This is a genomic window from Ruegeria sp. AF5, assembly GCF_056541905.1.
The window spans coordinates 37817-51966 of sequence record NZ_JBQFYZ010000001.1 but is presented as its reverse complement, the minus strand read 5'-3'; the positions used below and the strand labels follow the sequence as shown (position 1 = coordinate 51966).

14 protein-coding genes are annotated in these 14150 nt (G+C 60.4%); 11 read left to right on the top strand and 3 right to left on the bottom strand.

Annotation, left to right across the window (positions count from 1 at the left end):
• Positions 1–10 precede the first annotated feature (10 nt).
• The 6 genes from ACR0DS_RS00255 to glmM all read left to right on the top strand — a co-directional run bounded on the left by ACR0DS_RS00255 (position 11) and on the right by glmM (position 8220).
• Positions 11–2551, top strand: a complete 2541-nt coding sequence (locus tag ACR0DS_RS00255; RefSeq protein ID WP_480476946.1) for a putative PEP-binding protein — start codon at positions 11–13, stop codon at positions 2549–2551.
• A 187-nt stretch (positions 2552–2738) separates the two neighbouring features.
• Complete coding sequence (locus ACR0DS_RS00250; protein ID WP_480485995.1) at positions 2739–3380, top strand: cell wall hydrolase; 642 nt, start codon at positions 2739–2741, stop codon at positions 3378–3380.
• A gap of 73 nt (positions 3381–3453) precedes the next feature.
• A complete protein-coding gene (locus ACR0DS_RS00245) occupies positions 3454–4827 on the top strand; it encodes a multicopper oxidase family protein (RefSeq protein ID WP_480485993.1) in 1374 nt (457 codons plus the stop codon).
• Positions 4828–4927: 100 nt separating this feature from the next.
• On the top strand, positions 4928–5848 hold the full coding sequence (locus ACR0DS_RS00240; protein ID WP_209504247.1) for a dihydroneopterin aldolase: 921 nt from the start codon (positions 4928–4930) through the stop codon (positions 5846–5848).
• Positions 5845–6843, top strand: a complete 999-nt coding sequence (gene folP, locus ACR0DS_RS00235; RefSeq protein WP_480557289.1) for a dihydropteroate synthase — start codon at positions 5845–5847, stop codon at positions 6841–6843. The genes ACR0DS_RS00240 and folP overlap by 4 nt, the downstream gene beginning before the upstream one ends.
• Before the next feature lie 33 nt (positions 6844–6876).
• Positions 6877–8220 (top strand): phosphoglucosamine mutase, encoded by a 1344-nt coding sequence (gene glmM / locus ACR0DS_RS00230; RefSeq protein ID WP_480554693.1) that lies wholly within the window; start codon positions 6877–6879, stop codon positions 8218–8220.
• Here glmM and ACR0DS_RS00225 read toward each other — a convergent pair.
• Positions 8217–9119, bottom strand: a complete 903-nt coding sequence (locus ACR0DS_RS00225; protein ID WP_267363378.1) for a DMT family transporter — start codon at positions 9117–9119, stop codon at positions 8217–8219. The two genes, glmM and ACR0DS_RS00225, sit on opposite strands and share 4 nt — an antisense overlap.
• 78 nt (positions 9120–9197) lie before the next feature.
• On the opposite strand from ACR0DS_RS00225, the gene ACR0DS_RS00220 reads away from it, so the two are divergent.
• The gene (locus ACR0DS_RS00220; protein WP_480476548.1) at positions 9198–9509 is read left to right on the top strand and encodes an ArsR/SmtB family transcription factor; all 312 of its coding nucleotides are present in this window, start codon (positions 9198–9200) and stop codon (positions 9507–9509) included.
• Positions 9506–9961, top strand: a complete 456-nt coding sequence (locus tag ACR0DS_RS00215) for an SRPBCC domain-containing protein (protein WP_480557287.1) — start codon at positions 9506–9508, stop codon at positions 9959–9961. Before ACR0DS_RS00220 ends, ACR0DS_RS00215 begins: the two co-directional genes overlap by 4 nt.
• A gap of 46 nt (positions 9962–10007) precedes the next feature.
• Here the strand turns inward: ACR0DS_RS00215 and ilvC are convergent, their stop codons facing one another.
• The gene (gene ilvC / locus ACR0DS_RS00210) at positions 10008–11030 is read right to left on the bottom strand and encodes a ketol-acid reductoisomerase (protein ID WP_209504241.1); all 1023 of its coding nucleotides are present in this window, start codon (positions 11028–11030) and stop codon (positions 10008–10010) included.
• Between the two features lie 131 nt (positions 11031–11161).
• Here ilvC and ACR0DS_RS00205 point away from each other — a divergent pair, with 131 nt between their 5' ends.
• Both ACR0DS_RS00205 and ACR0DS_RS00200 read left to right on the top strand, forming a co-directional pair.
• Positions 11162–11617, top strand: a complete 456-nt coding sequence (locus ACR0DS_RS00205; protein ID WP_267363387.1) for an Lrp/AsnC family transcriptional regulator — start codon at positions 11162–11164, stop codon at positions 11615–11617.
• Positions 11614–12072 (top strand): Lrp/AsnC family transcriptional regulator, encoded by a 459-nt coding sequence (locus tag ACR0DS_RS00200; protein WP_480557285.1) that lies wholly within the window; start codon positions 11614–11616, stop codon positions 12070–12072. The genes ACR0DS_RS00205 and ACR0DS_RS00200 overlap by 4 nt, the downstream gene beginning before the upstream one ends.
• 6 nt (positions 12073–12078) lie before the next feature.
• Here ACR0DS_RS00200 and ACR0DS_RS00195 read toward each other — a convergent pair whose 3' ends face one another.
• On the bottom strand, positions 12079–12780 hold the full coding sequence (locus ACR0DS_RS00195; RefSeq protein ID WP_209595877.1) for a GntR family transcriptional regulator: 702 nt from the start codon (positions 12778–12780) through the stop codon (positions 12079–12081).
• A 230-nt stretch (positions 12781–13010) separates the two neighbouring features.
• Between ACR0DS_RS00195 and ACR0DS_RS00190 the strand changes: the two genes are divergently transcribed.
• Positions 13011–14138, top strand: a complete 1128-nt coding sequence (locus tag ACR0DS_RS00190; protein ID WP_480481686.1) for an aminotransferase class V-fold PLP-dependent enzyme — start codon at positions 13011–13013, stop codon at positions 14136–14138.
• Positions 14139–14150: the final 12 nt, after the last annotated feature.

Genomic DNA, 14150 nt, shown 5'->3' with positions numbered 1-14150 from the left:
AGGTGCTGCAGTGCAGAATAATCCGAATACAACGCTCATTACATCCGACGCGCCTGTCACCGCCCATACACATGGCGGGCGGGCCAAATGTCTGCAACGTCTGGTCCGGCTGGACCTGCCGGTGCCCCGAACCGTTGCGCTGTCATTTGATGCCGTTCACCAGATTGCAGAAGGGGCGATCCCGGATATTGCGGCGATCCTCGAACAGTTCGACCCGACCTCGTTGCTATGCGTCCGACCCAGTTCCGAAGATCCCGATTGGGGCGGCCCCGGCGCGGTTCTCAATATCGGAATGAACGACGCGCGCTATGTCGACCTGTCCGACACCATGGGCGCCGAGGCCGCCGCAGCTCTGTATCTGCGGTTCGTTCAAAGCTATGCGATCCACGTGGCACGGCTGGATGCGGATGTGTTCGATGACATCGAAGCTGATGGCCGCGAGGGGTTGCGCCACTCGCTGCGCGCCTACGAGGATGAAACCGACGAGGTCTTTCCGCAGGACAGGGGCGAACAGCTGATCGGTGTTCTGCGCTCGATGGCGCGTGCATGGGACGGGACGTCCGCGCGCTTGCTGCGGCAGGCCAAGGGGGCACCCGCAGATGCCGGGCTTGGGTTGGTCATCCAAGAGATGATCCCCGGCGTCGGGAAAGGCGAATGCGGATCTGGCGTTCTGCAACTGGTTGATTCCACAACCGGAATGCCACAAATCACCGGCCGCTATCTAAGCCAGAGTCAGGGGCGCGATGCGCTGGGTGAAGATGTGGCAGCCCTGTTTCTGGAAAAAGACCCGCGCGGCCCCTCGCTGGAAGAGGTCGCACCAGATGCTTTCGCCGAGGTCAAGGCTCAGGCCGCGCTGATGCGCGAGAAACTGCGCGAAGAGATGCAGGTCGAATTCGTCATTCAGGACGGCACCGTGCATATTCTCGATGGTGTCCGGGTGCAGCGATCGGCCCGCGCGGCCATGCGCATTGCCGTACGTCTTGCCGAAGACGGTATCATACCGCCGCAAGAGGCGGTGATGCGTGTCGACCCGCACGCGCTGAACGAACTACTGCACCGTCAGGTCCACCCCGATGCGCAACGCGATGTGCTGACCACGGCCATTGGTGCCAGCCCCGGTGCCTCGACCGGCAAGATCGTGTTTACCTCGGCCGAAGCACAGGCCAGTGCCGCCCGTGGCGAGGCATGTGTTCTGGTGCGCCGGGAAACCTCGCCCGAGGATGTGCGCGGGATGCACGCCGCCGTTGCGGTTCTGACGGAAAAAGGCGGCATGACCAGCCACGCGGCCGTGATCGGGCGCGGATTGGGTCTGCCCTGTATCGTCGGGGCCTCGGAAATGCGGTTTCAGACGAAAGACAAGATGCTGACCGCACCGGATGGCCGGGTATTCAAAACCGGCGATATTGTCACCATTGATGGCAGCTCGGGTCAGGTGCTGGCCGGTCAGCCCGCCATGCTCGAGGCCGCGTTGGATGACTGTTTCCAGACGCTGATGGGCTGGGCCGATGCCGAGCGTGACATCGAAATCCGCGCCAATGCCGACACACCGGCTGATGCGCAGACGGCCCGGAACTTTCAGGCCCAGGGGATCGGTCTGTGCCGGACCGAACACATGTTCTTTGACCCCGGTCGTCTGATCGTGATGCGCGAAATGATCTTTGCGCAAACCTCGGCGGGCAGGGCGGCGGTGCTGGAACGCCTGCTTCCGATGCAGCGCGAGGATTTCGTTCAGCTGTTCAGGATCATGGAAGGTCAGCCTGTCTGCATCCGCCTGTTCGATCCACCCTTGCATGAATTTCTGCCGACAACGCGCACCGGGCAACGGGAGTTGGCCGAGGCGCTGGACCTGCCCGTGTCCGACGTCGAACGCCGGGTTGAGGCGATGACCGAATACAACCCCATGCTGGGCCTGCGCGGCGTTCGTCTGGGTGTCACCGTACCCGAGATCTACGACATGCAGGCGCGCGCGATTTTTGAAGCCACGCTTGACGCCCGAAAAAACGGTGCTCCGGTGGTGCCCGAAGTGATGATCCCGCTGGTATCCGCCAAGCGCGAGGTTGAACTGGTCAAATCCCGCATCGACTCGGTCGCCGCCGCCGTTGAATCGGAACGCGGGCAGAAGTTCGAATATCGGCTGGGCGTCATGGTCGAAACGCCACGCGCCTGTCTGCGCGCGGAAGAGATCGCGCCACAGACTGCTTTCATGAGTTTTGGAACGAACGACCTGACGCAGATGACCTACGGCCTGTCCCGCGACGATGCCGGTCGTTTCATGTCCGCTTACGTGCGGCAGGGGGTCTTTACCGAAGATCCGTTCCATGTCCTTGATCCGGACGGGGTGGGCGAGCTGCTGAAACTCGGGGCGGAACGCGGGCGTGCCGCGAAGCCGGATGTGACCCTTTCGGTCTGTGGCGAACACGGCGGGAACCCCGAATCAATCGCCATTTGCCGCGATCTTGGATTCGACTATGTGTCATGCTCACCGTTCCGGGTTCCGGTCGCTCGGCTGGCTGCCGCTCAACTGGCGATTTCCTCCAGACTTGGGGGTTGACACCGCGCCGAACCCCAAGAAATAGTGGGTTATACGGTCACTCGTAGGCGAAAAATATTTTCGCTACGGGCGATTTTCCACTTGCTTTTTTCAAGATACTGGACCTTTGCCTCAGTCTGGGGTATCAGCCTCGTCGCGCCCGCCGGGGGAGGGTATGGCGCGTGATGTGCCTGTGCGAGGTTATCTGATGCTACGTTACATATTGGCTGTTGCCGCAGTGGCGGCAACCGTGCTGCCGAGTGCGTCCTTCGCCGAGAAGGAAGCGACTGATACTGCAAAACAAGAACTTGTCGCCCGCAGTGAACTGCCGGCGCAAAGTTTTCGGGACTATTTCAAGCTGTTCCAGCCCCGCAAGGCGGCTGAACCTGTCGAAGTGTCCTTCTCCAAAGACTGGCTTGACCAGCAACCAAAGGCCTCTGGTGGTGAAAACTGGAAATGCCTGTCCGAAGCCCTGTACTTCGAGGCGCGCGGCGAAAGCGTGCGCGGCCAGTTCGCGGTTGCCGAAGTGATCCTGAACCGGGTCAAAAGCAGCCGTTTCCCGGATTCCCTGTGCGGGGTGATCCATCAGGGGACCGGCAAGAAATACCAGTGCCAGTTCACATACACCTGCGATGGCCGCAAAGAGGTCATCCACGAGAAAACGGCGTATGAGCGTGTGGCAAAAGTCGCGCGGGCAGCCATTGATGGTGTGGCGGATGAGTTGACCGAAGGGGCGACGCACTATCACACGACGTCGGTTCGCCCATCCTGGTCGCGGGTCTATAAACAGACGGCGAAAATCGGCGTGCATGTTTTTTACCGCCACAACTACCGGACAGCGAGCAACTGATTGACGCACCCGCGCTGGAAGCTTGCTGGCGCGGGGCAGGTTGCATCCTATATTGCGGGCCAGGAGGCCCGTAATGAATTTGAACCGCAGACACCTTTTGCAAACGGCTGCAGCAGCACTGCTGATGCCGCGTGTGGCCAGTGCGGGTTTTGCACCGCTTAATGCGCGTGTAACCAAACACCCGATCGCGCCTGCAAGTTATCCTGAAACGGAAGTCTGGACATATGACGGGTCTGTCCCCGGCGTTGAACTGCGCGTCAGGCAGGGCGACCGCATCCAGCGCACCCTGATGAACCAGCTTCCGCAAGCAACTTCGGTCCATTGGCACGGCATTCGCATTGAAAACGCCATGGACGGCGTGCCCGGCCTGACACAGGACGCGGTCGAGACGGACGCAAGCTTTGATTACTCCTTCGTCGTTCCCGACGCAGGGACCTATTGGTATCATGCGCATAACCAGTCGATGGAACAGGTTGCGCGCGGGCTTTACGGGCCGCTGATCGTCGAAGAAACCGCGGCCTCCGATGTGGATCAGGATCTGGTGCTGATGCTGGACGACTGGAGGCTTGATCCTGAAACCGCCCAGATCACGGATGATTTCGACAATGGCCATGATCTCAGCCACGCTGGCCGACTGGGGAATATCATCACTGTTAACGGATCCCTTGACCCGCGCGTTCAGGCGCGACGGAACGACCGTCTCCGGCTACGCCTGATCAACGCCTCCAACGCGCGGATTTTTGACCTGAATCTCGATGGGTTGTCAGGGTGGATCGTCGCCCTTGACGGTATGCCACTGGAAACGCCGATCCCATTGTCGGGGGCTTTCCCAATCGCCCCTGCACAACGCATCGATCTTGTTGTGGATGTCGTGGCTGCGGGTGATACGGCAAGTCTGGTGAGTGTTGAACGCGACGGTGCCTTTGGCATCGTTCGGTTCGATGTCGACGAACTTCTCGCACCCGCGCCACGACAAGGCGTGGCAGCGCTGCCGCCCAACCCTTTGCCAGTCATCGAGGATGTCTCATCCGCACCATTGCACCGGATGTCCCTGCAAGGCGGGGCGATGCGCTGGCTGGACAACGCCCGGATCGGGGACACTGAATTGTCAGGCCAGGAACTGGCGCAGTTGGGCCGGTTCTGGGCCCTGAACGGTTATGCGGAACGCCCGTCCGATCCGTTTCTGGACGCCCGGACCGGCGGCCTTCACAGGATCGAGTTCGTCAATGAAACAGTCTTTCCACATGCCATGCATTTGCACGGCCACCACTTCCGACTGATCCAGCCGGACGGATCGCTTGGCCCGTGGCGCGACACTGTTTTGGTTGATCGCGGACAAACCCGCCAGATCGCGCTGGTCGCGGATAATCCGGGGGACTGGCTGTTGCATTGCCATATGCTGGGCCATGCCGCTTCGGGTATGATGAGCTGGTTTCGCGTCACCTGACGCCGCATTCGGCGGTTGGAATGGCGTTTGTTTGAATGTTATAGGCGCTTGCAACGCCTATAGTGGGCAAGCCCTGCAACAAGCCGAAAAGGCCGGACCCATGAGTTCTGAAATCCGACTGGCATTTGCGCACCCGTCCGAACGGTCCGAGGCGACCTCGCCCCGAGGGCCGCTGGACCGCATTTCCCTGCGCGACCATATTGTCGAGGTTGAAATCGGTGCGTTTCAGGCCGAGCGGGGAACAACCCAGCGGATCTGTTTCAATATCGTCGTCGAAGTCCGGCCTCTTACTGACCCCATTGACGACGATGTGGATCGCATCCTGTCTTATGACCGGGTGACGGAATCCATTGCCTATGAGCTCGCGGCCGAACGTCTGAACCTGCTTGAAACCCTTGCCGAACGTGTGGCCGAACGTATCTTGCATGAACCTCAGGCTGTAAGGGTCTTTGTTCGCATCGAAAAACTGGATCGTGGTCCGGGCGCTCTGGGGGTCGAGATCGTGCGCGGGAAAGACTCGGTTCATCACGACGTGACCGAGGAAGACCGCCCGCATCCCCGTCTGGTCTACCTATCGAATGACGCCATCGCCTCGGACAATCTGACCGGGTGGATCGACCAGTTGCAGAACCGCCAGCGCCCGCTGATCCTGTGTGTGGGGGCGTCAGACCTGGCTGCGCCGCAAACCGGCCACGCAATGACACAGCGCCGGATTGACCTGCTTGCGATCGAGCAAAACGCGTGGGTTCTGGCCGCGCGCGATCACCGCTGCAAGGTGGTTTCAACCCGGACGGAACTGGACTGGGCCATGAAGAACGGCCAGATCTGCGTCTGGGCCCCGTCCAAGATCGTTCTGGACGCGGTGGATGGTCCTTCTGCCGCGCCATCCGACGCCGTGGCTTTGGCCGCATGGTTTGCCGCGACCTTTGAAGCCAGTGAAATGATGGTCATCGGCGGCGAATTGCCGAAAGCGCCCAAAACCCCGCTGCGGGCTGTGGCCGTGGATCAGGCCCAATTGTGAGCATCTATTTCAGACCGCTGGTTCAGCACGGCCAGACCCGGCCCGCTGGCGCGTATTCTCTGGCCGGTCAGCCCCTGTGGTTTACCCATGTCGAAACGCTTGGGCGCGATACTACACCGCAGATCATGTCGGCATCGGATATTCCCGGTGGGGCGCTGGCGCGTTTGACCGGCCCGCGCGCACCCATCGCCGGGCTGGATATGCAGGTGCCGCATATCATGGGCATTCTCAACACCACGCCTGACAGTTTCTCGGACGGAGGCGTTCACAGCTCGGTCGAGGCCGCCCGCGATGCCGCTGCCCGGATGGTGGCGCATGGGGCCACCATTCTGGATATCGGCGGGGAATCAACGCGCCCGGGTGCGGATTTCATTCCGTCAGATCAGGAAATTGCCCGCACCCGCCCGGTGATCGAGGCGATTCGCGCGCAAACGGATGCCTTGATTTCAATCGACACCCGCAAAGCCAGCGTCGCCAAAGCGGCGTGTGCGGCGGGCGCAGGGCTGGTCAACGACGTCTCGGGGTTCACGTTCGATCCCGAACTGGCACCGTTTTGCGCCGACAAGGGCACACCGGTCTGCGTTATGCATATGCAGGGTGATCCGGCCACGATGCAGGAAAACCCCAGCTACGACAACGTGTTGCTGGATGTTTACGATTTCCTCGAAACCCAGATCACTCTGCTGGAAAGCTTGGGGCTTCGGCGCGACCTGATCATCGTCGATCCGGGCATCGGTTTCGGCAAGACCGAAGACCATAACCTGACCTTGCTGCGTAATCTCAGCCTGTTTCACGGGCTTGGCTGCCCGATCCTGCTGGGCGTGTCCCGCAAGGGCTTTATCGGAACAATTGGACGGGAACCGGACAAGACTGCCCGCGCGCCGGGTTCAATTGCTGTGGCTTTGGCCGGATTGTCTCAGGGCGTGCAGATCATTCGCGTTCACGACGTCGCCGAGACTGCTCAGGCCTTGCGCCTATGGGCCGCTGTCCGGTAATCCGGTCTCACGGAAAATCACGGAGTGACACCAATGCGCAAGCTGTTCGGAACCGACGGGGTGCGGGGCACGGCCAACACGCATCCGATGACGGCGGAAATGGCGTTGCGCATCGGGGCTGCGGTGGGGCGCTATTTCCGGCGCGATGCGACCGGTGTGCACCGGGTCGTCATCGGCAAGGACACGCGCCTGTCCGGCTATATGCTGGAAAACGCGCTGACCGCCGGTTTGACCTCAACAGGAATGAATGTGCTGTTGCTGGGGCCGGTCCCCACGCCTGCGGTGGGTCTGATGACGCGCTCGATGCGGGCCGATCTGGGTGTCATGATCTCGGCCAGCCACAACCCGGCAGAGGACAACGGTATCAAGTTCTTTGGCCCCGACGGCTATAAACTGTCCGATCAGGCCGAGATAGACATCGAAAAGCTGATCGACGAAGGTGTCCGGCCTGCTCAGGCCCAGAATATCGGACGGGCGCGTCGTGTTGATGACGCCCGGTTCAGATATGGCGAGCGTGTAAAGTCCTCGCTGCCGCGCGATGTGCGTCTGGATGGTCTCAAGGTGGTGATCGACTGTGCCAATGGCGCCGCCCACCGCACCGCGCCCGAGGTTCTTTGGGAACTGGGTGCAGACGTGATCCCGATCGGGATTTCGCCCAATGGGAAGAACATCAACCTCAACTGCGGATCGACCAAGCCGCAACTGGCCGCCGAAACCGTCGTGGCGCATGGCGCTGACGTTGGTGTCTGTCTGGACGGCGACGCGGATCGGGTTGTTATCGTCGACGAGACCGGTCAGATCGCCGATGGCGATCAGCTTATGGCGCTGCTAGCGACGGCCTGGAAAAAATCCGGGCAGTTGAAAGGCGATGCCCTTGTGGCCACGGTGATGTCCAATCTGGGGCTCGAACGGCACCTCTCGTCACACGGCATGCGACTGGAACGCACGGCTGTCGGCGACCGCTATGTGGTCGAGCGCATGCGCGAAGGCGGCTTCAACCTGGGCGGTGAACAATCCGGTCATATCGTGATGAGCGATTATGCCACCACCGGTGACGGCCTGATGGCCGGCCTGCATTTCCTGGCCGAGATGGTTCTGTCTGGTCGCAAAGCCTCGGACCTGTCCAAGCAGTTCGAAACCGTGCCGCAGCTGTTGAAGAACGTCCGCTATGCCAACGGTCAAACTCCGCTTGAAGTTCAAAGCGTTAAAGCTGCCATTGCCGATGCCGAGGCGCGGCTGAACGGGCAGGGCCGGTTGCTGATCCGCAAATCCGGCACCGAGCCGCTGATCCGCGTCATGGCCGAATGCGAGGATGACGCGCTGCTGGTACAGGTCGTCGACAGTATCGTGGCCGAGGTCGAAGCCGCCGCAGGCTAGCGCCCGAACAGAACCCTGCGCAGGCTGAACCACTGGCTGATGGCCATGCCCGTCAGAATCAGGGCCAGGGCGACGTAGAATCGCAGGGGCAGGGCCTCGGACAGGATCCAGGCCCCGAACACCATCGACCAGATCGGCACCTGATAATTCACCAGCGTCAAAAACACCGATCCGGCGCTGCGGGTGATCGAAACCCGCAGCAAATTGGCGAAAGCTGTGGGGATCAGCCCAAGGACAATCAGGGCCAGCGATGGGCGGTTGCCCTGCCAAGTAGGGACACCTTCGACCAGCAGCATGATGGGCACCAGCAGAACAGCGCCGACCAGCAGGGTCAGCGCGGCCAACGCCAGCGGCTCGACCGGCGGGCAGCGCCGCGTCAGGATCGATGTCGAGGCATAGCAGAGGGCAGCCGAGATACAGGCCAGCTGCGCCAGCGGCTCGGTCCCTTGACCCAGCTTTGCCAGACCGGGTCCGATCAGGACCAATGCGCCGGAAAACCCAAGGCACACGCCCAGAAACCGACGCAGGTTCAGCGGCTCATCTGAAAAGAAATGCGCCAGCGGCAGCACCATCAGCGGAATTGCGGCCATGGACAGCCCTGCAAAGGCCGAGGGTACATATTGCTGCCCCCAGCTGAGCAGCATGAAAGGCACCGCAGTCGACAACACGCCAATCAGCAGGATTGATGTTGTCAGCGCGGGTGTCAAAACCGGCATACGGCGCCCGGTGATCCGCATCAGGACAAGCAATGTCACCGCACCCAAAGTGGTGCGCGATGTCGCCACGGTAATCGGGCCATAGCCTTCCAATGCCATCGCGACGACCATGAATGTGCCGCCCCAAATAAGCCCCAGCGTGAAAACGCCGCTCCAGTCCTGCTTCGTGGGTTGTTCAACCATTCCATCCCCTTATCCCGCGTGCGCGCCGGTGTCACGGGCTGATCTTGACTTTATGTTAGTTTCCACTTACCGTAAGCAATGACTTACGATATGACATTTTCAGCTTTGGGCGATGCGACCCGCAGGCAGGTGTTCGAAGCCGTCGCCAGCCAGCCTCAGGCAGTGGGCGAACTTGCGTCAAAGCTGCCGGTAAGCCGACCGGCCGTCTCACAACATCTCAAGGTGCTGTCTGATGCTGGGCTGGTGACATGCCATGCGAAAGGGACGCGCCGGATCTATGCGGTGCGCCCCGAGGGGTTGGCAGAGCTGCGCAGATGGCTCGACCGTTACTGGAGCGACGTGATGAACAGCTTTGCAGATGAGGTGAACAGAGCGGGAGAGAGGCCATGACAGACCCGATAGTCAAGACAATTGTCGTAAGTGCCTCTGCTGCGCGCGCTTTCGACATCTTCGTCAACCGCATCGGGACATGGTGGCCGCTGGACAGCCACGCGGTGTCCGCATCGCAGGGGCAACCGGCAAGGGACGTGGTTATTGAACCCCGGATCGGTGGCGCGGTCTATGAGGTCATGTTCGACGGAACCCGTGCCGACTGGGGTCAGGTGCTGGCAATTGATCCCGGCCAATCCGTGGCATTCACCTGGCATCCGGGCACCAGCAGGGAGTCTCCAACGCGCGTCGATGTGCGTTTTGAGGATTGCGGTTCGGGACAGGCCAAAGTCACCCTGATGCATTCCGGCTGGGACGTCTGGGCTGGGGAAGCGCCCGAAAAGCGCGGCGGCTACGATACGGGATGGGATATCGTTCTGGGTGAACGCTTTGCCAAAGCGGTCTTAAAATGAAAAAGGGCGACCGCCTGGGCCGCCCTTTGCCTGACATCGGTCAGGTTTAGTTCTTTTCTTTGTCGACCATCTTGCCGGCCGAGATCCACGGCATCATGCCGCGCAGCTTGGCGCCGGTCTCTTCGATCATATGCTCGTCATTGGCGCGGCGCGACGCTTTGATGGTCGGCTGGCCAACGGCGTTTTCCAGCATGAAGTCACGGACGAATTTGCCCTGCTGGATGTCGTCCAGAACCGCTTTCATGCGGGCTTTGGTCTCGTCGTATTTCAGGATGCGCGGACCGGTGACATACTGGCCATACTCAGCCGTGTTCGAGATCGAGTAATCCATGTTGGCAATGCCGCCTTCATAGATCAGGTCAACGATCAGCTTCACTTCGTGCAGACATTCGAAATAGGCCATCTCGGGTGCATAACCGGCCTCGACCAGAGTTTCAAAGCCGCAGCGGATCAGTTCGACCAGACCACCGCACAGAACGGCCTGTTCGCCGAACAGGTCGGTTTCACATTCTTCGCGGAAGTTGGTCTCGATGATGCCCGAACGGCCGCCACCGATGGCCGAGCAGTAGGACAGGCCGATTTCCAGCGCCTTGCCGGTTGCATCGTTGTGAACCGCGACCAGGCAGGGCACACCGCCGCCTTTGGTGTATTCGCCACGTACGGTGTGGCCGGGGCCTTTGGGGGCCATCATGATGACGTCAACGCCGTCTTTTGGCTCGATCAGGCCGAAATGGACGTTCAGGCCGTGGGCAAACGCGATGGCGGCACCGGGCTTGATGTTGTCATGGACGTATTTCTTGTAGGTCTCGGCCTGTAACTCGTCGGGCATGGTGAACATGATGACGTCGCACCAGGCAGCCGCTTCGGCGATGCCCATCACTTGCAGACCTTCCGCTTCGGCTTTCTTGGCCGAGGGCGAGCCTTCGCGCAGGGCGATGACCAGGTTCTTGGCACCCGAGTCGCGCAGGTTCAGCGCGTGGGCGTGACCCTGGCTGCCATAGCCCAGGATAGCCACTTTCTTGTCTTTGATCAGGTTGATGTCGCAATCGCGATCGTAATAGACGCGCATTTTGCCGGTCCTTTCTGGTTTGGTTGGGGCGGTTCTACCTGCCGTGCGTCGGATTGGCGATAGGGTTGGGCTTGAGTATTTGTAAAAAAGATGAAGAATAATTCTTGAAAACGGAAAATACTGAAAAAATTATGCTTGACGATATCGACCGGCGCATTTTGCGTCACTTTCAGGCGAACCCCAGCCTGACCACCGCGGAACTTGCCGATCTGTGCCGGATCAGCGCAGGTGTTTGTTGGCGCAGGCTGGAAAAGATGCAGGCAGCCGGGATCATCGAAGGGCAGGAGGCGGTGATCGACTGGACCGCGATGGGCTATGCTGTCGAGGTCTCGCTTCGGATCACCCTGGACAAGACACAGGCCCGCGCCTTTGACGAGTTTATGGAAGAGGCCCGCAACGTGGCCGAGGTGATCGAAATCCAGACATTTCTGGGCCGGGTGGATGTCCGCCTGTCGGTAATTGCGCGGGATATGAAGCACTATCAGCAGCTTTATCGGGACCGGATCCTGACCCTGCCGCATATCGCCGATATCGAAGCGCTGATGCATATCGCGCGGGTCAAGCGGGACGAGGTGTTACCGGTATGATCGAGCTGGACGAGATTGACCGCCGTCTGCTGCGCGCGCTGCAACAGGACGCCACCCAAAGCGCAGGTGCCCTGGGTCGGAGGTTCAACCTGTCTCAGCCCGCCACCTGGCGGCGTATCCGCAGGTTGGAGGACGTCGGGATCATCAAGGGCCGAAGGCTGCGTCTGAATGCCGAGGCGCTGGGGTTCGGCGTGACCGTGTTTCTGGGGGTCAAGCTGGCGCGCAAGGGACAGATCAGCCTTGAGGATTTCGAACGCGCCGTAAGTGCCATCCCCGAAGTGCAGACCGTCGAGCATGTTCTGGGATTGTACGATTACCGCTTGCGCGTTGTGGCGCGGGACCTGTCCGATTTCGAACGCGTGTTGCGGCGCCGGATCATGACGCTGCCCGGCGCTGGCGATGTCGAAGCGAACGTCCTGCTGAGCGAGGAACGGCTGCCCGGACCGATTGGATGACCTGCCTTAGTATCTGGTGCGGATGTAATATCCGGGATGATGGGTCAGGCGGGCAAACGTGATCGGTTTGTCTTCTTTCCAAGTGGTACGCTCCATCTGGATCATCGACGCGCCCGCCGTGGTGCCCATGAATTCCGCCAGCCTTGCGTCAGCGGAAATAGCGCAGAACGCGACCTCGGCATCGTTGAACGGAGCGGCATTCAGCAGCCACTCATGCGGTCCTTGCTGGGTCAGGTCGGCGTTTTCCACATCGGGGACGGTTTCGATATTGATCCAGCGCTCTTCAAGCTGGAACGGGCGGTTGTCCGCGTAATGCATACAGACGACATGCAGAACCCGCGTCTCGGCGGGGACATCAAGCTGAGAGGACAGCCAGCGGGGGCAGGCCTCGACAGTCCGTTCCACCAGCGCATAGCGATAGACGGCATTCTGGCTTTCGACCATCTGCCGCGCCAGCGAGAATTCCAGCTTGGCGTGTTTGCTGGGCTCTTTCTTGACCCGCGTCCCGCTTTTGCGCTTGCGTTCGATGAAACCCTGATCGGCCAGTTCCCTGAGGGCACGGTTCACCGTCGCGCGGGCGCAATTGAATTCTTCGGCCAGTTGCGTTTCGGTCGGCAGTAATGATCCCTGAGGCCACACGCGGCTTTCAATACGTCGTTTTACTTCATCTCGAACGGACTGGAAGTTAATACGCTTTTGTATCGTCACAGGAAAAATATCCCTTCAAGTAAAAAGTGTGCGCATCTGTTCAGAAGCAAGCAGAAGTGTAAAGGGGAAGTGACACTGGTTGGCGTCATTTTCTTGTGTTCCCAGTGTTATACAGCACCGAATGGGTCGATTTTACCCGCATTCCGTCGCGTCACTTTTTGTCGCGAAATGGCTTTACTGGCCAAGGTAAAGAGACCAAGACTGCACTGACGATATTGAAAGGACGCCATATGCCTGCCTTGCTGAAGAACGTTGACCCGAACGGGCTCGAAGAATTCTCGGTCGTATTCACCGATCGCTCGCTGAACCACATGTCCCAAAAGTTTCAGGGGGTAATGCGCGACATCTCGGCCATGCTGAAAGAGGTGTACAAGGCAGACGGGGTGGCCATCATTCCGGGCGGCGGTACCTATGCGATGGAGGCGGTTGCCCGGCAATTCGCGCGCGGGGCGGATGTTCTTGTGGTCCGGAACGGGTGGTTTTCGTACCGCTGGAGCCAGATCATCGAAAGCGGCGCCCTGACCAGCTCGACCACTGTGATGAAGGCGCGCGAGACCGGCAATGCCAGCCCGTCCCCCTTTGCGCCCGCACCGATTGACGAGGTCGTCGCAACGATTCGCGAACAGAAACCCGGCGTTGTGTTCGCACCGCATGTTGAAACGGCGGCGGGTGTCATCCTGCCGGATGACTATGTGACCGCCCTGGCCAGCGCGGCGCATGAGGTGGGTGCATTGATGGTGCTGGATTGCATCGCATCCGGGTGTGCCTGGGTGGATATGAAAGCCAGCGGCGTCGACGTGCTGATCTCGGCCCCGCAAAAGGGCTGGAGCGCATCGCCTTGTGCCGGTCTGGTCATGCTGTCCGAACGGGGCGAGGCGCGTCTGGAACAGACAAGCTCGGACAGTTTCGCCATCGACCTGAAGAAGTGGCGCCAGATCATGCAGGCCTATGAAAACGGTGGTCACGCCTATCACGCCACAATGCCCACCGATGCGCTGCTGGCTTTCCGCGATACCATGGCAGAAACCAGGGGGTACGGGTTCGAAAAGCTGCGCAAGGCGCAATGGGCATTAGGCGACGGCGTGCGGGCGATGTTGAAGGAGTATGGTATTGTCTCGGTGGCTGCTGACGGTTTCGGCGCGCCCGGCGTTGTGGTCAGCTACACCTCGGACCCCGAAATCCAGAACGGCAAGAAATTTGCCGCTCTGGGGATGCAGATCGCGGCCGGGGTGCCGCTGCAATGTGACGAACCCGAAGGCTTCAGCACCTTCCGTCTGGGCCTGTTCGGATTGGACAAGCTTTATGATGTGGACGCCACCATCGCGCGCCTGAAGCGTGTGCTGGATCAGGTTCTGTAAACGGGCCGGGCC

Bases quoted from the DNA above. Each gene is read 5' to 3' on its own strand.
- ACR0DS_RS00250 (WP_480485995.1), top strand. From the start codon at position 2,739: ATGCTACGTTACATATTGGCTGTTGCCGCAGTGGCGGCAACCGTGCTG.
- ACR0DS_RS00245 (WP_480485993.1), top strand. From the start codon at position 3,454: ATGAATTTGAACCGCAGACACCTTTTGCAAACGGCTGCAGCAGCACTG.
- ACR0DS_RS00240 (WP_209504247.1), top strand. From the start codon at position 4,928: ATGAGTTCTGAAATCCGACTGGCATTTGCGCACCCGTCCGAACGGTCC.
- glmM (WP_480554693.1), top strand. From the start codon at position 6,877: ATGCGCAAGCTGTTCGGAACCGACGGGGTGCGGGGCACGGCCAACACG.
- ACR0DS_RS00225 (WP_267363378.1), bottom strand. From the start codon at position 9,119: ATGGTTGAACAACCCACGAAGCAGGACTGGAGCGGCGTTTTCACGCTG.
- ACR0DS_RS00220 (WP_480476548.1), top strand. From the start codon at position 9,198: ATGACTTACGATATGACATTTTCAGCTTTGGGCGATGCGACCCGCAGG.
- ACR0DS_RS00215 (WP_480557287.1), top strand. From the start codon at position 9,506: ATGACAGACCCGATAGTCAAGACAATTGTCGTAAGTGCCTCTGCTGCG.
- ilvC (WP_209504241.1), bottom strand. From the start codon at position 11,030: ATGCGCGTCTATTACGATCGCGATTGCGACATCAACCTGATCAAAGAC.
- ACR0DS_RS00205 (WP_267363387.1), top strand. From the start codon at position 11,162: ATGCTTGACGATATCGACCGGCGCATTTTGCGTCACTTTCAGGCGAAC.
- ACR0DS_RS00200 (WP_480557285.1), top strand. From the start codon at position 11,614: ATGATCGAGCTGGACGAGATTGACCGCCGTCTGCTGCGCGCGCTGCAA.
- ACR0DS_RS00190 (WP_480481686.1), top strand. From the start codon at position 13,011: ATGCCTGCCTTGCTGAAGAACGTTGACCCGAACGGGCTCGAAGAATTC.